The sequence below is a fragment of the Hamadaea sp. NPDC050747 genome, from assembly GCF_040654195.1.
Classification (GTDB): domain Bacteria; phylum Actinomycetota; class Actinomycetes; order Mycobacteriales; family Micromonosporaceae; genus Hamadaea.
In genome coordinates this window covers 246,109-267,154 of the sequence record NZ_JBFAHM010000001.1, presented here as the reverse complement: position 1 = coordinate 267,154, position 21,046 = coordinate 246,109, and the positions used below count along the sequence as shown (strand labels likewise).

Here is a 21,046-nt window from a genome sequence, read left to right as displayed (position 1 = left end):
ATCAGAATCCCTTCTGGGCCGGGTCGGAGAGGCGGCCGGCGAGGGCGGCACGCCCCCGGCTAAGCCAAGACTTGACGGTTCCTTCGGCGACGCCTTCCTGCTGGGCGATCTCCGCCACGGAAAGCTGGGCCATGTAGTGCAGGACGACGGCGCGTCGCTGCTGAGGCGGGATCTCGGCCAGCGCCCGGACGAGCGCGACCCGGTCGGGCGACGGCTCGGCCGTCCGCTCCTCTCGCTGGCGGCGCAGGAAGTTCAGCGCCGTCTTCTGCTTGCGGAACCGGCTCGTCGCCAAGTTCCAGGCCACTCGGCGTACCCAGGCGACCGGGTCGTCGTAGCGGCGGATCTGCTTCCACTTGCCGAACGCTCGGCAGAACGCCTCCTGGACGACGTCCTGCGCCTCCGCCAGATCACCGAGGTACGCGTAGAGCTGCAACGTGAGCCCTTGAAAGCTCGCGGCGTACAGCCCGTCGAAGTCCGCACCCGCCTCGACTTCCACCCCGATGGGTGGTGAGTCGGCCCCGTACATGGTCACGGCCGCCATGGCCCCTTTCCTCCCCTGCGCCAACCGGGTCCGTCCCGGTTGTGCCGACATCACGCGCGACGGCGGGCAGCGGTTGCAGAGGAATTCTGGGACTTACAGCGACGACAGTGTGGGCCGCTTCGCTGTGATGCCGTCACCGGACGAACGGCCGGTGAGCCGCCGTTTGATCCAGGGCGCGAGGTGCGTGCCGGCCCAGCGGACGTCGTGGGCGCGGGCGATCGGCCACGACCGCTTCCGCGGGTATGCCGGAGATTCCCACCACTCGGCGGGCGGCTTGACGTCGAGGGCGGTCAGGACGTGCGCCGCCACGCGTTCGTGACCGCGTGGGGCGAGGTGCAGCCGGTCGATGCTCCACATCGCCGGATTGTCGAACTCGCGGTCGTTCCACAGATCGACGAGACGGGCGTCGTACTTGGCGGCCACCTCGCCGACGGCGTCGTTCAGGTAGCGCACCCGGGGACCGATGAGCTTCGCGCCCGGCAGCCGGTCGACGAGGTTCGCGAAACGGAAGACCAGCACGTCGGCGCCGGTCGCCCGCAGCTTGCCGATCGTCGCGTCGAACCGCTGCATCAGCGCCACCGGATCACAGGAACGGCGCAGGACGTCGTTGCCGCCGGCGGCGAAGCTGATGAGGTCAGGGCTCATCGCGAGCGCGGGATCCACCTGCTCGGCCACGATCGCGTCGTAGAGGCGGCCGCGGATGGCGAGGTTGGCGTACCGGAAGTCCTCGGTGGTGCGAGCGAGCTCACTCGCGGTGAGATCGGCCCAACCCCGGAAAATCCCCGGCGCGGCCGGATCCGGATCGTCCAGCCCCTCGGTGAAACTGTCACCGAGTGCCACGTATCGCTGCCACGCCACCGTCCCGGCCTCCTTCCGCGTACCCGGTAGTAGTTTGTCCCACACCCGGGAATCGCGGTAACCGGCGGGTCGTTGGAGTGTGGCGTGGATATCGAGATCTTTTCCGACGTCGTGTGCCCGTGGTGCTGGATCGGCGAGCAGAAGGTGCTGGCCGCTGTGTCCGGCTTCACAACGGACACCGGCGAACCGGTGAAGCTGCGCTGGCGGGCGTTCCAGCTCGACCCGAGCGCCACCTCGGAAGGCATCCCGCTGGTCCAGTGGCTGGGCCGTCGTTACGGCGGCGAGGACAACGCCAAGCGCATGTTCACCCAGGTCACGTCGGTCGGCCGCGAGGTCGGGCTGACCATGAACTTCGACCAGGCCATCAGCGCGAACACGCTCGACGCCCACCGGCTGATCTGGTGGGCCGGCCGCGACGGCGCCGACCAGCGGCCCATGGTCGAGGCCCTGCACCAGGCCCACTTCACCGACGGCCAGGACATCGGCTCGCTCGACACCCTCGTGTCGGTCGCCGCGGGGCTCGGTCACGATTCCCAGCTGGTACGCGAATTCCTGGAGTCCCCAGGTGGTCTCGAAGAGGTCCAGGAAGATCTCGCGATGGGCCGCGAACTGGGCATCACCGGCGTTCCCACGTTCGTCTTCGCCGGCAAGTACGCCATCAGCGGCGCCCAGGACCCGTCCACGCTCCGAGAGGTCCTCGACGAGGTGCTGCGCCGGGAAGGCCGATCGCCGCTGACCGTGCTGGCTCCGCAGGGTGCCACCTGCGACGACGACAGCTGCGCCGCCTGAGCCGTCAGGCCCGATTCTCGTTTCTTGGCCGTCAGGCCGATTCTCGTTTCTTGGCCGTCAGGCCCGATTCTCGTTTCTTGGCCGTCAGGCCCGATTCTCGTTTCTTGGCCGTCAGGCTCGGGTCTCGTGCTGAGCCGTCAGGCGCGAGTCTCGTTCTTGAAGAACAGCCCGCGTAGGACCCAGAGAACGCCGATCACCACGCCGCCGATGGCGGCCACCGTCCCGACGGCGTCGGAGCCGAGAATCGCCAGGACCGCGACGGCACCGCCATAGACGACGGACAGGGCGACGATGATTCGAGTACTCAGGGACGGCATGGCGGACACTGTGCCATGCCGTGTCGAGATCCGGCGCCCGGACCTGATCGTCGGACGCGCGGACTCTTTCGCCAGATCTCGGAGCAGGATTCGCAAGGTGTCGTCGACCTGACTCACTTCGCTCACTTCGACGAGCCGCCGATCATCAGACCTTCGAGCTCGGGCGCGATCTCCCGTAGGCGAGCCAATGCCTTGGAGGTCTGCGACTTCACGGTTCCGACGCTCACCCCGAGGGCGTCCGCCGCCTCCACTTCACTGCGGTCCTCGAAGAACCGCAGGACGAGCACTGCCCGCTGCTTCGCCGTCAACCGCAACAGCGCCGCCCGCAGGGTGATCCGGAGCGTGATCTGGCCGGAATCCTCCGCGATCCGGCTACGCTGCCGGTCCGGCAACTCCCCGGGCAGCACCTCCGCCACCCGGCGCCGCCGCCACCAGCTCACCTGCAGGTGATACATCACCTTCCGGGTGTACGCCTCGGCGTTGCCGCTGTCGTTCAGCCGGTTCCAGGAGCCGTGCGTCCGCGCGAGAGCAGTCTGCACGAGGTCCTCAGCCAGGTGCTGATCCCCGGTGAGCAGGTACGCCGCCCGCAGCAGCGCGGGCTTGCGCGCGCGGACGAAAGCGTCGAACTCGTCGACGTGCTCAGCCTGATCCGGCCGGACGGCGGTCAACTGTCCCACGGCGATCAACCCCCTTCAGGGTGCTGGTGTCTCCATGGTGAGAGACGTCCGCCGTGCTGTCGAGGTTGCCGCCTCCTCCCGACAGATTCCATCCGGATGAGACGTGACGGAGTCAGCCGAGCTTCACACCGGCGGCCAGATGCGGTGAATCTCGGCCGCGATGATCGATTGCCTGACGCTGAGGGCGGGGCTTATCTTGTGTTGCTTTTATCCACCAACCCTCTACCAGACTCACGGGGTCATCATGCGATTCTCGCGCACCCTGCTTGCTGGTGCCCTGGTCACGGCGACTGCCGTACTCGGTACTCCAGCGAGCGTCGCCGCGGCCGCGCCCTACACCGTGTTCGTGGTCGACCTCGGACAGAACGGCGGCTGGCCCGTCGAGAAGTCCGGTGTCTACGACGGAGCAACGGTGCACACCACTGTCAGCGGCGAAGGCTTCGGCATCTGGGCCACCGATCCGGTGACCGGCGAAGGCTTCGGTTCCCTCAGTGCCCAGCCGCCGACGGACCAGACCTGGACCGAAGGCCAGACCTATCCGGCCGCCCGGTTCGCCGACAGCACCCATGCGCTGTTGGACATGTCGTCCAACGGGCACGGTTGCAACCAGAGCGGCGGATCGATCACCGTTCGGCAGGTGACTCGCGACGCGGACACTCACAACCTGACCTCCTTCGCGGCGACCTACAGCTTCGACTGCGAGCTGTCCGGTCAGCCGATCACGGGCGAGGTCCGCTGGAATTCCAGCATCGGTTACGTCGCGGCCTCGACGAACACGTCGAACCTCGACTTCGGGACCCGGGACATCGGCAGCACTGGGACGACGCTGCCGTACACGGTCACCGCGAAGGGCAGCGATCCAGTCGTCCTCGGCACCGCCGCCCTCGGTGGAACCGGCGCGACGTCGTTCAAGATCGTGACCGACGGCTGCTCGGGCACCACCCTCCAGCCGGGCGCCAGCTGCACGGTGACGATCGGTACCACGCCGCTGAAGCAGTACCAGCAGTCCGCGACGCTCACGCTGCCGGATAACACCGCGCTGGGCCACCGCCAGACGAACCTGACGGTGAACGGGCGTATCGGGGCGGCGGGCACCTACTACGCCCTGTCGCCGACCCGGATCCTGGACACGCGTACGGGCAACGGCGCGGCAAAGGCGCCACTCGGTCCGGGCAAGGTCATCAACCTGCAGGTGACCGGCCGGGGCGGCGTACCTGCCACGGGCGTCGGGTCGGTCGTGCTCAACGTCACCGTGACCGGACCGACCGCCAACAGCTACCTGACGGTCTACCCGACGGGCGTCGCCCGCCCGACGGCTTCCTCCGTCAACTTCGCCAAGGGCTGGCTGGGCTCCAACTCGGTGACGGTCAAGGTCGGCACCGGTGGCAAGGTGACCATCTACAACAACTCCGGTTACACCCACGTGGTCGTCGACGTCAGCGGCTACTACGCGGCCAACAACGACCCGCTCGCCAGCACCGGCCACATCGGCGGGCAGTACCAGCCGACCACCCCGAAGCGCATCTTCGACACCCGGTCGGCGGGCGGCATGCTTCCCGCCGGCTACTACCTGCCGCTGTGGGTGGGCTACGTGAACCGGAGCCTCAACACGCACATCACGGCAGTGGTCCTCAACATCACCGCCGTCACGCCGACTCGGGCCGGCTTCCTCACCGCGTGGGACAGCAACTCGAGCCTGCCGAACGCCTCGACGGTCAACTACGCGGCCGGGAAGGTCGTGCCCAACCTGGCGGTCGTTCCGACCTACACGTGCTGGGACTGCGTATCCGACGGATCCGTCGCCGGATTCGGCGTCTACACCTCGCAGAATACGCACGTCGTGGTCGACCTCGTCGGCATCATCGACGACGGCTCCCTGTCCGACGGCCTTCGGTTCACGCCGATGGCTCCCACCCGGATCGCGGACAGCCGCATCGGCCAGGGCACGCCGCGTGCCCTGGGCGCCAACAGCGTCGCGAAGATCACCACGCCGGACGCGGTCGCCCCGAACACGACGGAAGCGCTCGCGCTGAACGTCACCGGCATCCTCCCGACCCTCAACACGGTGCTGACCGTCTGGTCGGCGGACATGTCTCGGCCCGGGGTCAGCAACCTGAACCCGGCGAAGGGAACCATCGTCTCGAACGCCGCGATCACCTTGGTCGACGCGAACCAGGCGTTCAACGTCCACAACCTCCAGGGGACGATCAACCTCGTGGTTGACGTCGTCGGCACCTACTACCTCTACCCGGGTACCGCGAGCGCCACAGTCGCCGGTGTCCAGGGAGTGACCGGCAACGGATCCACCGGAGCCACGACGGTCGGCGGTGCCCCGGCACGTCCGCTGACCAACTGATCAAGCACCACCACAGTGAGGGCGTCCCCGGCCGGGGGCGCCCTCACTGTCTTCGTCGCCTTCGGGGCTGCCGCAGGAACCGGGTGGGGTTACCCCGACCTCGAAGTCTCCAGGCCGCCGGATTCGGAAAAAGGGCCGAATCTTCGAGCCTTGATCCATGGCGAATTACGCGACGTACCCCGAGATCTACCGGCGACCGACGGACACGATTGTCGATGTCGTCGGCAACGGCAAGGCCGCTCTCCTCACCCTGGCGGCGTCGGCGATCTCGATGCTGGTGCTGATCTTCGCGTACACCGACGAGGTGAATCCCTTCGCGACACCGGCCAGCCTCTACGTCTACGCCGGAGCCGGGGCGGCCACATTGTTCACGGGAGCGGTGTTCGCGCTGGCATTCGCCGGAACCGCAGTCGTCACCGGGGCCCGCCGGATCGGCGTACGCCTCCGCGGGATGCCTGCGACACTGATGAGCGCGTGGATCGTCTCGGTCGTCCTCGTGGCGCTGTTCCCGACCGATCCCGGTGCCGCGGTCACGTCGACCTCGGGCTGGATTCACCGGTTCGCGGCCGTAGGCGTACTGGGCATCCTCCCGATCGCCGGACTCTTCCTGGCGGGGCGGCTGCGTACCGGTTCGGGGCGAGCGGCGACGTCGGTACGGCTGCTGTCGGTGGCCGGCTGCGTACTGATGCTCGGCTGCCTGGCGAGTCGCCTGCCGGACATGGCTCCGAGTTGGAGCGTCGCCCAATTCCTTCAGCAGTACCCGATCGACGGACTGCTGCAGCGGATGCTGTTCGGAGTGGAGATCGCCATTCTCGCCGTCCCGGCGGGAATGGCGGCGCTCCGCGCGAGGTGAGGAGTGGGGCCTAGGAGAATCGAACTCCTAACCCCCGCCTTGCAAACGATGACCGCCTCCGGTGACCTTGATCATCGGGGGCGTCTCTGCGTCTGACGCTGGGTCGCCGTTGTCGTCCGCTGCCGTCTGTCGTGGGCGCTCGGCGACCCTCCCGCCGAGTTTCCGCCGAGCCTGCAATTCGTGGTTAGCCCCACTATCCGACCACGTTCCAGCCTCGGCTCTGCAACGCGCCACGTACGGTTGGCCCCCAGAACGCCCAGAAGACGACCGCCTCGCGACTATCTCGGAGAACGAACTTGAAGCCGTCAGAGAAGACGGGGATGCGGCCAAAGCGGGAGATCGAAACTAGATTGGCCTGGGTGACAACGGACTTCCCGAAGAGCGAGGAAATCATGATCTCGTCGTCGCCAACGCGGAGTTCGGCGAGCGGCCAGTTCGCGTACTTGCCCCGCAAATAGAACGGCCACCTGTCTCGAATGCCGACGTAGGCGACTCCCCCACGCGTGATGAAGTCCTCGTCAGCCATGACGTGAATTGTCCCGGCACAGGTCAATAGCCACGCAGTCGGCCTGCTCGCCAGCGCTGGCGAGTACGTCAACTCCACCTTGCGCTCGCGTACGCCATCCCGTCGCCGTCGACCCACACACCGTGGACCCGGGTTCTGCCCTCCTGGTCAAGGTGGAGCTCCACACTTGCAGAACGACCTTGACCAGGAGGGCAGGTTCCGGGTCGGCTCCGCCTGGGTCGTCGGTGACGGGATGTGCTCAGCCATCCTGGAGCCCGAGCGCTCCCGCCGGAGGCAGCGCCCTTGCCGGCCGAATCCGTCCGCTCCCGCGTGATCGCGGTTGAGCTGGTCGGAGCCGGTCACGCTGGTCCGTGACTCGTCGGCCGTGATGCTGATCGCCTCCGGATGCGGGCCGCCTGCTGCTGCGCGCCGTCGCGGGGGCTAACACCGCCGCCGGGCGGGCTAGGCCCCCAGGGCCGCAGTCCCGTTCCCGGCGAGCGGCCGGCCGTTGGCCCGGCCCCCGTTGGCGACGGCGCACGCGGCCCGCAAGGGCCGCCTTGATGCGGCCACGCTGCGGGTGTCACAGGTGGCGGTGGAGACGGCGGAGGAAGTGACGATCAAGCCGTACCCGAAGACCCGTGCGGGCGTGCGCACCATCCCGCTTCCACCGTTCGTGGTGAAGGAGCTTCACGCCCTGTTCGATCGGCACCAGCCTTCGGCGGGTGATCTCGTCTTCACGACGGCCAACGGGACGGCGTACCGGCGATCGAATTTCCGGCGGCAAGTCTGGCGGCCCTTGCTCGTTCGCGCCGGGCTGCTGGGCCGGATCGTGGAGAGCGGCGCTCACCGCTATGTCGCCCATTGGCCGGACGCTGAGGGCATCGAGTGGTCGGCCGAGTTCTACACCGAACGGGAAGCGGTGGCGCACATCGCACGGAAGGCGTCGGGCGGTCTGCGCTTCCACGATCTCCGGCACTCGTACGCCACGTGGCTCGTGCTCGACCGACTGCCGGTCAACGTCGTGCAGCGAATCATGGGCCACGAGAAGGCGACAACGACTCTCAACCTCTACACGCACGCGCCGACCGACTACGACCGCCGCGTGCGGGAGACCTTCGGCCCTGTCGCCGAGGAAACGCCGAGTTTTGATCAAAACGATCGACGGTTGCCGAATAGCAAGATCGCCGATCAGCCGTCTGATCAGGATGGTGAGGAGTGGAGCCTAGGAGAATCGAACTCCTAACCCCCGCCTTGCAAAGGCGGTGCTCTGCCAATTGAGCTAAGGCCCCGACGCTGTGAGCATTTCTACCACAGCGGATCAGGTCGACCCCCGGGCTAGCGAGCGTCCGTGGCGGTAATCGCCTCGTGCCAGACCGCCCGATCGTGGTTGGCGTCCTTGACCTTCTTCGCGATGAGCGCGGCCGCGCCGACGACACCAGCGATGATCAGAAGCTTCTTCCACATGATGCACACCTTTGTGCTCGTCGAGACGGCGCTCGTGCCATGGGGTGAAGGGTGGGGCTAGCTGGAATCGAACCAGCGACCTCAGAGTTATCAGCTCTGCGCTCTAACCGACTGAGCTATAGCCCCTCAGCGACAACGAACCTTACCGCACGATCTGGGTCCGACCCAAATCGGTATCGGTGTGGCGCGGCCGGGTGGTCATGGATGCCACCCGGCCGCGTTCGTTTCGTTGGTCAGTCGCGCTCGGCGAGCGTCACCTCGATGCCGCCGACCAGGTCGGAGCAGACGTTGTAGATGAACGCGCCGAGCGTGGCCAGTGCGGTGAACAGCACCACGTTGACCGCACCGATCAGGGCCGCGGTGCCGATGACGCCACCCGCCGTGATCTTGAAGTCGCCCGCGGTCGAACCACCACCGCTGGAGCTGGCCAGCTCACCGATGCTGCTGTTGATGGAGTCGAAGACACCCATCGCGTTCAGCGCCAGGTAGAGCACGGAGGTCGCGACGATCACGACCAGGAAGAGGACGAGCGACACGGCGAACGAGAACTTCATCACCGACCACGGGTCGATCCGCTTGACCGCCAGACGCGCGCGCCGCGGGCCGCGGGAGGCGGCGGCGCTCACGTTGGATCGGGCCGCGCGGACAGCCTCGGTCACCCGGGCCGCGCCCAGCTGACCGGCTGCCTGGACCGATTTCAGCGGGGTACGGCCGACGGTCGCCGCGCCGCGGGGCGGCGCCCCGGCCGGCGGACGCTCCGCGGGCGGAGTCATCCCCGGCGGGCGGGTGAAACTCGTCGTGCTGCTGCCTGTGGTCTCGGCCTTGGAAGCCTCAGCGGACGGGGACCGCCCAGGAGCGGTGTCTCCGGAGCCCGCTGGAGTTTCCTCACCGGCCGACGTGATGGTGTCTGCGGGGACTGTCGCGCGACCGACGGCCGTCCGGGCAGCCGAGGCGTTCGCCTCCGCGTCACCCTCATCGACCGGATTCGCCGAGGCCCCCGCGGCACCCGACATCGCCTGTGTCTCCGTCATCCATTAGTCCTGTTCGTCCGGTTCGTCGGCATTGCGAGCAATCGCGACGATGGTTACGCCCTCTGGGAGGTCCATGAGCTTCACACCCATTGTGTTCCGATCGCGCGTCCGCCGTACAGGCTTCACCGGAGTTCGTATAACTCCGCCGTTGCTCGTAATGGCGAAGAGTTCATCTTCCGGGCTGATAACGACCGCGCCGACCAGTCCGCCACGGCGCTCGGTGATCTTAGCGGTGAGAACTCCCTTTCCGCCGCGACCCTGTACAGGATATTCGTCGATCGGGGTCCGTTTGGCGTAACCGCCATTCGTGGCGACCAGAACGTCGAATTCCATGCCCTCCTGGACGACCTCCATCGCCAGCAGCTCATCGCCGTCGCCGAACCGCATGCCGATGACGCCGGAGGTGGCCCGGCCCATCGGGCGCAGCGCCTCGTCGGTCGCCTTGAACCGGATGGCCTGGGCGTGCTTGCTGACGAGCAGCAGGTCGTCCTCCGACCCGGCCAGCGCCGCGCCGACGAGCTCGTCGTCGTCCTTCAGGTTGATCGCGATGATGCCGCCGGACCGGTTCGAGTCGAACTCGGTCAGCGCGGTCTTCTTGACCAGACCGTTCTTGGTGGCGAGGACCAGGTAGGGGGCCACGCCGTAGTTCGGGATCTCGATGACCTGAGCGATCTGCTCTTCCGGCTGGAACGCCAGGAGGTTGGCCACGTGCTGGCCCTTGGCCACCCGCGAGGCCTCCGGCAGCTCGTACGCCTTGGCCCGATAGACCCGGCCCTTGTTCGTGAAGAACAGGATCCAGTCGTGTGTGGAGCAGACGAAGAAGTGGCTGACGATGTCGTCCTGCCGCAGCGTCGCTCCGGACACCCCCTTGCCGCCGCGCTTCTGCGAGCGGTAGAGGTCGGCCTTCGTCCGCTTGGCGTACCCGGTGCGGGTGATCGTCACGACGACGTCCTCGCGCGCGATGAGGTCCTCCATGGAGACCTCGCCGTCGAACGGGACGATCTTCGTCCGGCGCTCGTCGCCCCACTTGGTGACGATCTCGGTGAGCTCGTCGGAGACGATCTTCCGCTGCCGCTCGGGCTTGGCCAGGATGTCCTTGAGGTCGGCGATCTCGATCTCGATCTTGGCCAACTCGTCGATGATCTTCTGACGCTCCAGTGCGGCCAGGCGGCGCAGCTGCATGTCGAGGATCGCGGTGGCCTGGATCTCGTCGATGTCCAGGAGCTGGATGAGGCCGTTGCGAGCCTCCTCGACCGTGGGCGACCGCCGGATCAGGGCGATGACCTCGTCGAGCTGGTCGAGCGCCTTGACCAGACCACGCAAGATGTGCGCGCGCTCCTCCGCCTTGCGCAGGCGGAAGGCGGTACGCCGCTGGATCACCAGGATCTGGTGCGCCACGTAGTGCCGGACGAACTGGGCCAGGTTGAGCGTCCGCGGTACGCCGTCGACGAGCGCCAGCATGTTGGCGCCGAACGTCTCCTGCAACTGCGTGTGCTTGTAGAGGTTGTTCAGGACGACCTTGGCGACGGCATCCCGCTTGAGGACGATGATCAGCCGCAGACCGGTACGCCCGGAGGACTCGTCGCGGATGTCGGAGATGCCGGCGAGCTTGCCCTCCTTGATCAGGTCGGCGATCCGCTCGGCCAGGTTGTCCGGGTTCACCTGGTAGGGCAGCTCGGTGACGACGAGGCAGGTACGCCCGCGCTTGTCCTCCTCGACCTCGACCACCGCCCGCATCCGGATCGAGCCGCGACCCGTCCGGTACGCCTCCTCGATCGGGGCGACGCCGACGATCAAGCCGTGCGTCGGGAAGTCGGGGCCCTTGACGATCTTGATCAGCTCGTCGAGAGTGGTGGCCTCGTCCGCCTCCGGGTTCGCCAGGCACCACTGCACGGCCTCGGCGATCTCCCGCAGGTTGTGCGGCGGGATCTTGGTGGCCATGCCGACCGCGATGCCCTCAGAGCCGTTGACCAGCAGGTTCGGGAACCGGGCCGGCAGAATCGTGGGCTCGGTCGTGCGGTTGTCGTAGTTCGGGACCATGTCGACGGTGTCCTCGTCGATGTCCCGGAGCAGCTCCATGGCCAGCGGGAAGAGGCGCGCCTCCGTGTACCGCATGGCGGCCGCCGGGTCGTTGCCCGGGGAGCCGAAGTTGCCGTTGCCGTCGATCAGCGGGTACCGCAGCGACCACGGCTGGCCCATCCGGACCAGGGTGTCGTAGATCGCGCTGTCGCCGTGCGGGTGGAACTGACCCATCACGTCGCCGACGACGCGCGAGCACTTGACGTAGCCGCGGTCCGGCCGGTAGCCCGAGTCGTACATCGCGTACAGGATCTTGCGGTGCACCGGCTTGAGGCCGTCCCGCACGTCCGGCAGCGCCCGGCTCATGATCACGCTCATCGCGTAGTCAAGGAAGGAGCGCTGCATCTCCACCTCGAGCCCGACGGGCTCGATGCGGTTCCGTTCCGTCGCCTCTGCGGCGATTTCTTCGGCGTTCTCCTCGAACGGAGTCTCAGTCACTTCTGTGATGTCCTTGCGTAGTCAGCCTGCGAGGTCGGGGTGGGGGTCAGATGTCCAGGAACCGCACGTCCTTGGCGTTGCGCTGGATGAACGAACGCCGCGCCTCCACGTCCTCGCCCATCAGGACGCTGAAAAGCTCGTCCGCTGTTGCCGCGTCGTCGAGGGTGACGTGGCGCAGCGTCCGGGTGGCCGGGTTCATCGTGGTCTCCCACAGCTCCGGGTAGTTCATCTCGCCCAGACCCTTGAACCGCTGGATGTCGTCGGGCTTGGCGTTCGCCCGCTTCTCCTGGCGCAGCGCGATCAGTCCGTCGCGCTCACGGTCGGAGTACGCGTACTGCGCGTCGTCGCCCTTCTTGTTCCACTTGATCTTGTAGAGCGGCGGGGACGCCAGGTAAACATGGCCCAGCTCGACCAGCGGCCGCATGAACCGGAACAGCAGGGTCAGCAGCAGCGTCTGGATGTGCTGGCCGTCGACGTCGGCGTCGGCCATCAGCACGATCTTGTGGTAGCGCAGCTTCTCGATGTCGAAGTCGTCGTGGATGCCCGTGCCCAGCGCGGTGATCAGCGCCTGGACCTCGTTGTTCTTGAGCACCTTGTCGATGCGGGCCTTCTCGACGTTCAGGATCTTGCCGCGGATCGGCAGGATGGCCTGGATCTTCGGGTCGCGGCCCTGCTTCGCCGAGCCGCCGGCCGAGTCACCCTCGACGATGAACAGCTCGCACTCACGGGGGTCGGTGGACTGGCAGTCGGCCAGCTTGCCCGGCATCGAACCGGACTCCAGCAGCGACTTACGCCGGGCCAGCTTGCGCGCCTGGGCGGCGGCGATACGGGCGCGGGCGGCCTGCGACGCCTTGGTGATGACGGTCTTCGCCTCGGCCGGGTTGCGCTCCAGCCAGTCGGCCAGCCGGTCGTTGCAGACCTTCTGGACGAAGCTCTTGATCTCAGTGTTGCCCAGCTTGGTCTTCGTCTGGCCCTCGAACTGGGGGTTCGCGACCTTCACCGAGACGATGGCGGTCAGGCCTTCCCGGATGTCCTCACCGGAGAGCTTGTCGTCACCCTTGAGCAGCTTCTTGTCGATGCCGTACTTGTTGATGACGGTGGTCAGCGCGGCCCGGAAGCCTTCCTCGTGCGTACCGCCCTCATGGGTGTTGATCATGTTGGCGAAGGTGTAGACCGACTCGCCGTAGGACTCGTTCCACTGCATCGCGATCTCGACGGCGTGTCCGTCTCCGTCGGCGTTGAACTCGACGACCGACTTGTGGATCGGCGTCTTGGTCGCGTTGAGGTGCCGGACGAAGTCGGCGATGCCGCCCTTGTAAAGGAAGGTGACCTCGGTCGGCTCGGCCTCTTCCTTGCGCTCGTCCCGCAGGCTGATCTTGAGACCGCGGTTCAGGAACGCGCGCTCCTGCAGCCGACGGTAGATCGTCTCGAACGAGAACTCGGTGGTCTCGAAGATGTCGCCGTCCGGCCAGAAGGTGACGGCCGAGCCGCTGTCGGTGGCCTTCTCCCCCTTCTCCAGTGGTCCGGCCTTGGCGCGCACGAACTCCTGCCGCCAGACGTGTCCCTGTTGACGGATCTCCAGGGTCACCCGGGTCGACAGGGCGTTCACGACAGCCGCACCCACACCGTGCAGACCACCGGAGACGGCGTAGGCCTTCCCGTCGAACTTGCCACCCGCGTGCAGCTGGGTGAAGGCGACCTCGGTGCCGGGGATCTTCATCTTGGGGTGGATGTCGACCGGGAGACCACGGCCGTTGTCGGTGACCCGCACCCCTCCGTCGGCCAGGAGCACCACGTCAATGGTGTCGGCGTAGCCCGCCAACGCCTCGTCGACCGCGTTGTCGACGATCTCCCAGACCAGGTGGTGCAGGCCCCGCTCACCGGTGGAACCGATGTACATGCCGGGCCGTTTGCGCACCGCTTCGAGACCCTCGAGAACAGTGAGTGATGCGGCGTTGTAATCCTGCTTGTTAGACGCGGCCACGCTCGTCCTTCCGTTAATGCCTGTCGGCAGCCGTGCCCATCCAAGCCGAGCGACTGCCTCCGCAATCCTACTGGGTGACACCGACATCCTGCTTGCGCGGCACCCGCCGAGTCGCATCTGAATGGCTCCGAAGGCGTACCTGACGGCTCCGTAGCGGCCCGAACACGCCCGTCCGCAACTCCCCCTACGCGGGTGCGCTCAAACCGGCCGCGTCCGGTCGCCCTGTCCGGCACCGGACAGCCGCCCGAATCACAGACCCCGCGCGGGATAGCGCAGTGTCGGCGGGATGCCGTAGGTTGCCCGCGTGGCTGTGATGCCTTGCCGCCGGGAGGCCGTCGGCAATCACGTCCGGCGCAGGCACTCCTGGCCGGACGACCACACCGAAGGGGACTGACGATGGGGCTGGACAACGTCGCCGTGCAGTGGCCGGCGACCGGCCGCTTCTACGACCCGGTCGCCCCGGCCGAGTTCGTCGACTTCGCCGGCATCGCGGAGAAGCCCTCGACCGAGGCCCCGACCGCCGCCCTGGCCGGGCACATCGCCCGCACCGGCACCGTCCGGGCCACGGCGTACACCGAGCTTATCGACCTGCTGCTGGGGCTCGAAGGCGTGCTCTACGCCACTGACGCGGCCGCCGAGGACGAGGACCCGGTGATCGACCCGGACACCTGCGCGTGGATCGCGGGCGGTCTGGAGAAATTCGTCACCGGTCACGCCGGCCTAGGCGCGACGGTCACCTTCGACACCGTCGCCGAAGTGCTGAGAACAGCGCTCTCGGAGGGTCGGCTGGCCGAGCAGCAGCTCAAATGGTTGGAAGGACGGCTCGACGCGCTGCGCGACGACGACGGTGGGGCGCCGCAATGGAGCTTCCCGCTGTCGGAGTTGGCCGTGCTCGCCAGCTTCTACCGGCGCTGCGCCGACCGCGGCTTCGCCGTCTACGCCGAGTTCTGACGGGCGCGCCGGCTCAGCCGTAGGTGTCGCCCGGCCCCTGTCCGCGTACCCGTCGAGGACCTTTGGACCAGGACGGCGCGGCCGGGCCGTGGATGCGGACCCGCACCACGACGTTGTTGCCCACCTCGGCGGCGATCCGCTTGATGATCGTCGGCGCGATCGCGCGCAACTGCGTGGCCCAGGCCGTGGACTCCGCCTCGACCGTCAGCTCCTTCTCCTCAAGCTTGACCGGGCGGCAGCGGGCCGCGATCTCCGGGCCGACCACCTTCTCCCACGCGCCGAAGACCGTCGCCTCGGCGGCGGGCTTCTGCCAGCCGCGGGCCTTGATCAGCCGGGCCAGCACGTCGCCGAACTTCGCCGGATCGCGCGGGTCGGGGCCAGGCCCGCTGTAACCACGCGGGCGATACTCCTCCGGGGACTTGCGCGGCTGAGCCGCGCGCGCCACCCGCTTGGCCTTCGCCGCGTCCAGCACGGCCCGCGCCAACTCCGGGCCTTTGAGTTCCTCGTCACTCACGGTGCACCTCTCCCGGGGTGACGGTGAAGCGGACGCCCGCGAGTTCGTCGGGCACGTCGGCCGCGACGGCGCACGTCACGATCACCTGGGCCGCGTCGCCGACCAGCGCGGCCAGCCGCTGGCGCCGGCCGCTGTCCAGCTCCGCGAAGACGTCGTCCAGGGCCAGGACCGGCTCCAGGCCGTCCGCTCTCAACAACTCGTACGCCGCCAGCCGCAACGCCAGGGCGAAGGACCACGATTCGCCGTGACTCGCATATCCCTTCACGGGCAGCTGCCCCAGGGACAGAGCGAGCTCGTCCCGATGCGGGCCGACCAGCGTCATGCCCCGGTCGACCTCGGACTGGCGAGCGTCCTTCAGCGCCGAGAGCACTGCTTCCGGCGTGGGTTCGGCGACCGTGCCCTGATATACCGCGCTCGCGGCGGCTCCCGGCAGCGCGCCGCCGCCCGACACCGCGTCGTACGCCTTCGCCAGGTGCGGCGCCAACGCGTCGACCAGCGCCAGCCGGGCGGCGAGCAGTGTCGCGCCGTGCTGGGCGAGATGCTGATCCCAGACGTCGAGGGTCGACAGGTCGCCGGCCGACTTGGTGACCCGCCGGGTCAGGTAGGAGCTACGGAGCAGCGCGTTGCGTTGTTTGAGCACCCGCTCGTAGTCCGATCGGACCGCCGCCATCCGAGGCTGCCGCAGGACGAGCAGCTCGTCCAGATACTTGCGACGCTCGGCCGGATCCCCTCGGACGAGGGAGAGATCCTCCGGGGCGAACAGGACGAGGCGCAGCGCGCCGAGGACGTCCCGGGCCCGGCGTACGGGAGACCGGCCCAATCGGGCGCGATTGGCCTTGCCCGGCACGAGTTCCAACTCGACCAGCAGCTCGCGACCCTCGTGCACGATCGCGCAGCGGATCACGCCGCTGGCCGCACCTGCCCGGACGAGTGGCGCGTCTGTGGCGACCCGGTGGCTGGACAGGGTGGCAACGTAACCCATCGCCTCGACGAGATTGGTCTTGCCGACCCCGTTCGGGCCGACCAGTACGTTCGGCCCCGGCTGGAGGTCGACGGCCACCCGCGTGTACGAGCGGATGTCGACGAGCTCCAGCCGGCGAACGTACATGACGGAGCTAGCTCTTGGTGACGGCGTGCCCGCCGAACTGGTTGCGGAGCGCCGCGATCGCCTTCATCGCCGGGGAGTCGTCCTGCCGGGAGGCGAACCGGGCGAACAGCGAGGCGGCGATGACGTGCATCGGCACCGCGAGGCGGATGGCCTCCTCGACCGTCCAGCGGCCCTCGCCGGTGTCCTCGGCGTAGCCCTTGAGTTGGTCGAGGTGCGGGTCGGCGGTGAGCGCGTTGTCCATCAGGTCCAGCAGCCAGGACCGGATGACCGTGCCCTCGCGCCACGACCGGAAGACGCCCGGCACGTTCTGCACCAGCTCCGACGCCTCCAGCAGCTCGAAGCCCTCCGCGTACGCGTGCATGAGGCCGTATTCGATGCCGTTGTGGACCATCTTGGCGTAGTGACCGGCGCCGACCGGACCGGCGTGCACGAATCCGAACTCGCCTGCGGGCTTCAGCGACTCGAAGATCGGCATGAGCCGGGCGACGTCGGCGTCCGAGCCGCCGACCATGAGTGCGTAGCCGTTCTGCTTGCCCCAGACACCACCGGAGACCCCGGCGTCGATGTAGCCGATGCCGGACTCGGCGAGCTTCTCGGCCCGGGGACCGTCGTCGGAGAACCGGGAGTTGCCGCCGTCGATGACGATGTCGCCCTCGCTCAGCAACGAGGCGAGCGCGTCGATGGTCGCCTCGGTGACACCGGCGGGCACCATCACCCAGATCGCGCGCGGCGCCTGCAGCTTGCCGACCAGCTCTTCCAGGCTCGCCGCGTCCGACAGGTCGGGGTTGCGGTCGAAGCCGACGACCTCGTGACCGGCCCCGCGCAGGCGGTCACGCATGTTGCCGCCCATCTTGCCGAGGCCGATGAGTCCGAGTTGCATGGTCACTCCACTCAGGTGTGCTTGCCGTGTTCGAGACGGACGCCGGACGCGGCGATCTTCGGCGCGCGGCCCGCCCCCTGAAGGTTCAGGCTAGCGCCCGACCCGAATCGGCATGATCAGATAGCGGTAACCCGGCACAACCTCGCCGTCGTCGCCGGCCGGCATGAGAACCGCCGGCTTGAAGGCGTCGGTGAACCCGAAGACGGCGGTCGCCGCACCGAGGGCGCCCAGTCCGTCGATGAGGTATTGCGGGTTGAACGCGATCGTGAACGGCTCACCGGTGAAGGTGGCTTCCATCGCCTCGCTCGCCCGAGCCTCCTCGGTGCCGCCCGCCTCGACGACGAGGCCCTCCTCGGTGAAGGACAACCGGATCGGGGTGGCCTTCTCGGCGACCAGCGACACGCGCTTGACGACCTCGACCAGGGCGCTCACCGGCACCCGCGCCTCGGCGTTGAACGACGCCGGGAACAGCGACCGCACCGGCGGGTAGGACTGGCCGTCGAGCAGGCGGCTGGTGGTCTTTCGGGTGCCGCCGGCGAACCCGATCATGCCCTCGCCCGCGCCGGCGGTGGCCAGCGCGACGGTCACGCTGCCGCCCAGCGGGCCGAGCGTCTTGGCGGTGTCGGCCAGCGTCCGCGCCGGCACCAGAGCGGTGGTCTCGACGTCGTCGGACCCCGGCTCCCAGCTGATCTCCCGGACGGCCAACCGGTAACGGTCGGTGGCGAGGAGCGCGATCGTGGAACCGGACAGCTCCAGGCGTACGCCGGTCATCATGGGCAGCGTCTCGTCCCGGCCGGCCGCGATGGCGACCTGGGCGACGGCGGCGGCGAAGGTGGCCGCGTCGACGGTGCCGGCGCTCTGCGGCAGCTCGGGCAACGTCGGGTAGTCCTCGACCGGCATCGTCGGCAGGGTGAACCGCGCGCTGCCGCAGACGAGTTCGAGGTGCGAGCCGACGGCGGCGATCTCCACCGGCTTGGCCGGGAGCGCCTTGGTGATCTCGGCGAGCAGGCGGCCGGAGACCAGGGCCGCGCCGTCGGCGTCCGCCTGGACCTCGACGTCGACCTGGCTGGACACCTCGTAGTCGAAGCCGGAGACGTGCAGGCGGCCGTCGGCGACGCGCAGCATCACACCTGCGAGGACCGGCACCGACGGCCGGCTGGGCAGGCTCTTTGCGGTCCACGCAACGGCGTCGGCAAGCGCGTCGCGCTCAACACGGAACTTCATGCGAGGCCTCCGGGGATCTCATGTCAGGGCGTCGGGTCAGCGAGAGCTTCGTACGGACTATCGACCCTAACGGCGAGGTGTGACGGTGAACCACCCTATGGCTTCTCCGGTGCGGGTGCTCGGTGGGGTCGGCCCGCCGGCAGCCCACCAACATCCACACCGCGAAGATTGGTTTTTCTTCTTCTTAGAAATCTCTACCGTCGTAATAGTAGGGCCTGTGGAAACTGGGGATAACTGCCGTTTTCGCTGCTCACCCTGGTTCACAGCCGGTGGACAACCGGTGGATGAAGCCGTGGAAAAACCGCTCTTCCATCCACAGGACATTCGGTGTCCACACAATGTCCACTCTTACCCACACGTTCCCCACAAGACTTCCACAGGTTATCCACCGGGTTATCCACCGATCGGGCGGACCGCCCGGAGGGGCTTGTACACAGGGATATCCACGGATCATGGAAACCTGTCCACGGATCTTGGTCGGTTGTCCACACTGAATCCACAGGGACAATTTTTTGTCCACACATATCCACAGGCAATCCACAACCTCCGTCCACCGGTTGGGGATAACTTGACGACGAGTGTCGATATACAGCGACGGGCGGCGCGACCCTGTGGTCACACCGCCCGTCGAAGTGTCCTTTGTGCAGGTCAGGGCGTTTGCTTGATCCGGTTGGTGAGTTCCGCGATCTGGTTGTAGAGCGAGCGTCGCTCCGCCATCTGCTGCCGGATCTTCCGTTCGGCATGCATCACCGTGGTGTGGTCGCGCCCGCCGAAGGCCGACCCGATCCGGGGCAACGACATCGCCGTCAGCTCCCGGCACAGGTACATGGCGACCTGGCGCGCGTTCACGAGCACGCGCGAGCGGGAGTGCCCGCGGAGGTCCTCCAGGCTCACCCCGAAGTAGTCCGCTGTGGACACCATGATCTGGTCGGCGGTGATCTCCGGGGCGGTGCCGTCCGGAATGAAGTCGCGGAGCACCTCCTCCGCGATCTGGAGACTCACCGGCGACCGGGACAGTGAGGCGTACGCCGTCACGCGGATCAGCGCGCCCTCGAGTTCCCGGATCGAGTTGGAGATCCGCGAGGCGACGAACTCCAGCACCTCGGGCGGGGCGAACAACCGGTCCTGTGCCGCCTTCTTCTGCAGGATCGCGATCCGCGTCTCCAGGTCGGGCGGCTGGATGTCGGCCAGCAGGCCCCACTCGAACCGCGTACGCAGTCGATCCTCCAAAGTGGCCAGCTGCTTGGGCGACCGGTCGGAGGTGATCACGATCTGCTTGTTCGCGTTGTGAAGGGTGTTGAAGGTGTGGAAGAACTCTTCCTGCGTACGCTCCCGGTTCTCGAGGAACTGGATGTCGTCGATCAGCAGGATGTCGACGTCCCGATAACGGCGCTGGAACGCGCTCTGCTTGTCGTCGCGCAGGGAGTTGATGAAGTCGTTGGTGAACTCTTCGGTCGAGACGTATCGCACGCCGCGGGCGTTGCCGAGCTGCTGGGCGTAATGGCCGATCGCGTGCAGCAAGTGCGTCTTGCCGAGCCCGGAGCCGCCGTAGATGAACAGCGGGTTGTACGCCTTGGCCGGCGACTCGGCGACCGCCACGGCGGCGGCGTGGGCGAACCGGTTCGAGGACCCGATGACGAACGTCTCGAACATGTACTTCGGGTTGAGCTTGTTGCCACCGGTCTCGGCGGCGGCCTGCCGGGCTCCCAGCGGCCCACGTCCCTCGGCCGGCGACACCGAGGGCGTCGGCGCGCTCGGGGAACCGGCGCGGCCGGGGCCACTCTCGGGCGCCCCGTCGTGGACGGGTTCCCGGGGCACGGGCTGAGTGGGGACGGCGAACAACGCGTCCTCTCCGTCCGGCGGCGGAGTGATCGCCACCGGCGGGTACGCCCCGCTCGGGTAGGACAGCGCCTGCTGAAGATCCGGACGTGGCTCCTCCACCGGCATCGGGCGCGGCACCGGCGTGCTCGCGGGTGCCGGGGAGCCGTAGCCGCCGCCCATGTAGAGGGGAGCCCGCTGGGTGTCGTCCTCCGGAGGACGGACGGTCACGGCCACCTGGATGGGGCGGCCGAGGTTCCGGGAGAGCGCGTCGGTGATCTGCGGCCGCATCCGGCTTTCGATGAAGTCCCGGGTGTACGGGTCCGGCACCGACAGCAGCGCGGTGTCCTCGACGATCGCGCGCAGCCGAGTGAGCTGAAGGTACGCCCGCTGCTGCGGCGAGATGATCTGGTCGGCGAGATCGTTGACGGCGTTCACCCAGACCGCGTCGAGGTCTCCCACTCTTCTCGCCCCCCAACCTTCTCCCCGGACGCCCGCGGCGCGGACTCTGCGCACAACGGCATCGAGCTAAGTTATCCACAACCCCGGCGCCGTGTGGCCCCGGGGCGGCCACGTGACACTGACCGCACTCCTGGCGGCTCGGGCGAGCACTCCCCGGCCCCCATCCGGGTCCCAGCAGGATAACGAGGCAGCGACCA

The 21,046-nt window shown here is 67.8% G+C and carries 19 protein-coding genes and 2 tRNA genes; 5 read left to right on the top strand and 16 right to left on the bottom strand.

Annotated features, from left to right (window positions below; all coding sequences use genetic code 11):
* Position 1 precedes the first annotated feature (1 nt).
* Complete coding sequence (locus tag AB0H43_RS01305) at positions 2 to 526, bottom strand: SigE family RNA polymerase sigma factor (protein WP_359995722.1); 525 nt, start codon at positions 524 to 526, stop codon at positions 2 to 4.
* A 108-nt stretch (positions 527 to 634) separates the two neighbouring features.
* Entirely contained in the window at positions 635 to 1,399 is a 765-nt protein-coding gene (locus tag AB0H43_RS01300; RefSeq protein WP_359994649.1) for an SGNH/GDSL hydrolase family protein, read from the bottom strand.
* Between the two features lie 84 nt (positions 1,400 to 1,483).
* Here AB0H43_RS01300 and AB0H43_RS01295 point away from each other — a divergent pair, with 84 nt between their 5' ends.
* Positions 1,484 to 2,188 (top strand): DsbA family oxidoreductase, encoded by a 705-nt coding sequence (locus AB0H43_RS01295; RefSeq protein ID WP_359994647.1) that lies wholly within the window; start codon positions 1,484 to 1,486, stop codon positions 2,186 to 2,188.
* Positions 2,189 to 2,325: 137 nt separating this feature from the next.
* Here AB0H43_RS01295 and AB0H43_RS01290 read toward each other — a convergent pair whose 3' ends face one another.
* The gene (locus AB0H43_RS01290; RefSeq protein WP_359994645.1) at positions 2,326 to 2,505 is read right to left on the bottom strand and encodes a hypothetical protein; all 180 of its coding nucleotides are present in this window, start codon (positions 2,503 to 2,505) and stop codon (positions 2,326 to 2,328) included.
* Positions 2,506 to 2,627: 122 nt separating this feature from the next.
* Positions 2,628 to 3,182 (bottom strand): SigE family RNA polymerase sigma factor, encoded by a 555-nt coding sequence (locus tag AB0H43_RS01285; protein ID WP_359994642.1) that lies wholly within the window; start codon positions 3,180 to 3,182, stop codon positions 2,628 to 2,630.
* 244 nt (positions 3,183 to 3,426) lie between these two features.
* On the opposite strand from AB0H43_RS01285, the gene AB0H43_RS01280 reads away from it, so the two are divergent.
* Entirely contained in the window at positions 3,427 to 5,538 is a 2,112-nt protein-coding gene (locus AB0H43_RS01280; RefSeq protein WP_359994639.1) for a hypothetical protein, read from the top strand.
* A 157-nt stretch (positions 5,539 to 5,695) separates the two neighbouring features.
* On the top strand, positions 5,696 to 6,391 hold the full coding sequence (locus AB0H43_RS01275) for a DUF998 domain-containing protein (protein WP_359994637.1): 696 nt from the start codon (positions 5,696 to 5,698) through the stop codon (positions 6,389 to 6,391).
* 193 nt (positions 6,392 to 6,584) lie between these two features.
* Here the strand turns inward: AB0H43_RS01275 and AB0H43_RS01270 are convergent, their stop codons facing one another.
* Positions 6,585 to 6,917, bottom strand: coding sequence for a hypothetical protein (locus AB0H43_RS01270; RefSeq protein ID WP_359994634.1), 333 nt, complete (start codon positions 6,915 to 6,917; stop codon positions 6,585 to 6,587).
* A 565-nt stretch (positions 6,918 to 7,482) separates the two neighbouring features.
* Between AB0H43_RS01270 and AB0H43_RS01265 the strand changes: the two genes are divergently transcribed.
* The gene (locus AB0H43_RS01265) at positions 7,483 to 8,139 is read left to right on the top strand and encodes a tyrosine-type recombinase/integrase (protein ID WP_359994631.1); all 657 of its coding nucleotides are present in this window, start codon (positions 7,483 to 7,485) and stop codon (positions 8,137 to 8,139) included.
* Here AB0H43_RS01265 and AB0H43_RS01260 read toward each other — a convergent pair.
* The 6 genes from AB0H43_RS01260 to gyrB form a co-directional block, all read right to left on the bottom strand.
* Positions 8,113 to 8,185, bottom strand: a tRNA-Ala gene (locus AB0H43_RS01260). The two genes, AB0H43_RS01265 and AB0H43_RS01260, sit on opposite strands and share 27 nt — an antisense overlap.
* 46 nt (positions 8,186 to 8,231) lie before the next feature.
* Positions 8,232 to 8,360 (bottom strand): DLW-39 family protein, encoded by a 129-nt coding sequence (locus AB0H43_RS01255; protein WP_359994629.1) that lies wholly within the window; start codon positions 8,358 to 8,360, stop codon positions 8,232 to 8,234.
* A 52-nt stretch (positions 8,361 to 8,412) separates the two neighbouring features.
* Positions 8,413 to 8,486, bottom strand: a tRNA-Ile gene (locus AB0H43_RS01250).
* 107 nt (positions 8,487 to 8,593) lie between these two features.
* Positions 8,594 to 9,391 carry a DUF3566 domain-containing protein gene (locus AB0H43_RS01245; RefSeq protein ID WP_359994626.1) on the bottom strand — a complete coding sequence of 266 codons (798 nt, stop codon included), beginning with the start codon at positions 9,389 to 9,391 and terminating at the stop codon, positions 8,594 to 8,596.
* Between the two features lie 3 nt (positions 9,392 to 9,394).
* On the bottom strand, positions 9,395 to 11,917 hold the full coding sequence (gyrA, locus tag AB0H43_RS01240) for a DNA gyrase subunit A (RefSeq protein WP_359995719.1): 2,523 nt from the start codon (positions 11,915 to 11,917) through the stop codon (positions 9,395 to 9,397).
* Positions 11,918 to 11,954: 37 nt separating this feature from the next.
* Complete coding sequence (gyrB, locus tag AB0H43_RS01235) at positions 11,955 to 13,892, bottom strand: DNA topoisomerase (ATP-hydrolyzing) subunit B (protein WP_359994624.1); 1,938 nt, start codon at positions 13,890 to 13,892, stop codon at positions 11,955 to 11,957.
* 396 nt (positions 13,893 to 14,288) lie between these two features.
* On the opposite strand from gyrB, the gene AB0H43_RS01230 reads away from it, so the two are divergent.
* The gene (locus tag AB0H43_RS01230) at positions 14,289 to 14,843 is read left to right on the top strand and encodes a hypothetical protein (RefSeq protein ID WP_359994621.1); all 555 of its coding nucleotides are present in this window, start codon (positions 14,289 to 14,291) and stop codon (positions 14,841 to 14,843) included.
* Between the two features lie 13 nt (positions 14,844 to 14,856).
* Here the strand turns inward: AB0H43_RS01230 and AB0H43_RS01225 are convergent, their stop codons facing one another.
* From AB0H43_RS01225 to dnaA, 5 genes are all read right to left on the bottom strand, one after another.
* The gene (locus AB0H43_RS01225) at positions 14,857 to 15,357 is read right to left on the bottom strand and encodes a DciA family protein (protein ID WP_359994618.1); all 501 of its coding nucleotides are present in this window, start codon (positions 15,355 to 15,357) and stop codon (positions 14,857 to 14,859) included.
* On the bottom strand, positions 15,350 to 16,465 hold the full coding sequence (recF, locus tag AB0H43_RS01220; protein ID WP_359994616.1) for a DNA replication/repair protein RecF: 1,116 nt from the start codon (positions 16,463 to 16,465) through the stop codon (positions 15,350 to 15,352). Before recF ends, AB0H43_RS01225 begins: the two co-directional genes overlap by 8 nt.
* A gap of 7 nt (positions 16,466 to 16,472) precedes the next feature.
* Positions 16,473 to 17,345 (bottom strand): phosphogluconate dehydrogenase (NAD(+)-dependent, decarboxylating), encoded by an 873-nt coding sequence (gene gnd, locus AB0H43_RS01215; RefSeq protein WP_359994613.1) that lies wholly within the window; start codon positions 17,343 to 17,345, stop codon positions 16,473 to 16,475.
* Positions 17,346 to 17,435: 90 nt separating this feature from the next.
* A complete protein-coding gene (gene dnaN, locus AB0H43_RS01210) occupies positions 17,436 to 18,569 on the bottom strand; it encodes a DNA polymerase III subunit beta (protein ID WP_359994610.1) in 1,134 nt (377 codons plus the stop codon).
* A gap of 648 nt (positions 18,570 to 19,217) precedes the next feature.
* A complete protein-coding gene (dnaA, locus tag AB0H43_RS01205; protein WP_359994608.1) occupies positions 19,218 to 20,849 on the bottom strand; it encodes a chromosomal replication initiator protein DnaA in 1,632 nt (543 codons plus the stop codon).
* Positions 20,850 to 21,046 lie beyond the last annotated feature (197 nt).

Coding starts and splice junctions, on each gene's coding strand:
- AB0H43_RS01305 (WP_359995722.1), bottom strand. CDS start 526: ATGTACGGGGCCGACTCACCACCCATCGGGGTGGAAGTCGAGGCGGGT.
- gnd (WP_359994613.1), bottom strand. CDS start 17,345: ATGCAACTCGGACTCATCGGCCTCGGCAAGATGGGCGGCAACATGCGT.
- AB0H43_RS01270 (WP_359994634.1), bottom strand. CDS start 6,917: ATGGCTGACGAGGACTTCATCACGCGTGGGGGAGTCGCCTACGTCGGC.
- AB0H43_RS01245 (WP_359994626.1), bottom strand. CDS start 9,391: ATGACGGAGACACAGGCGATGTCGGGTGCCGCGGGGGCCTCGGCGAAT.
- AB0H43_RS01290 (WP_359994645.1), bottom strand. CDS start 2,505: ATGCCGTCCCTGAGTACTCGAATCATCGTCGCCCTGTCCGTCGTCTAT.
- AB0H43_RS01255 (WP_359994629.1), bottom strand. CDS start 8,360: ATGTGGAAGAAGCTTCTGATCATCGCTGGTGTCGTCGGCGCGGCCGCG.
- AB0H43_RS01230 (WP_359994621.1), top strand. CDS start 14,289: ATGGGGCTGGACAACGTCGCCGTGCAGTGGCCGGCGACCGGCCGCTTC.
- AB0H43_RS01280 (WP_359994639.1), top strand. CDS start 3,427: ATGCGATTCTCGCGCACCCTGCTTGCTGGTGCCCTGGTCACGGCGACT.
- dnaN (WP_359994610.1), bottom strand. CDS start 18,569: ATGAAGTTCCGTGTTGAGCGCGACGCGCTTGCCGACGCCGTTGCGTGG.
- recF (WP_359994616.1), bottom strand. CDS start 16,465: ATGTACGTTCGCCGGCTGGAGCTCGTCGACATCCGCTCGTACACGCGG.
- AB0H43_RS01275 (WP_359994637.1), top strand. CDS start 5,696: ATGGCGAATTACGCGACGTACCCCGAGATCTACCGGCGACCGACGGAC.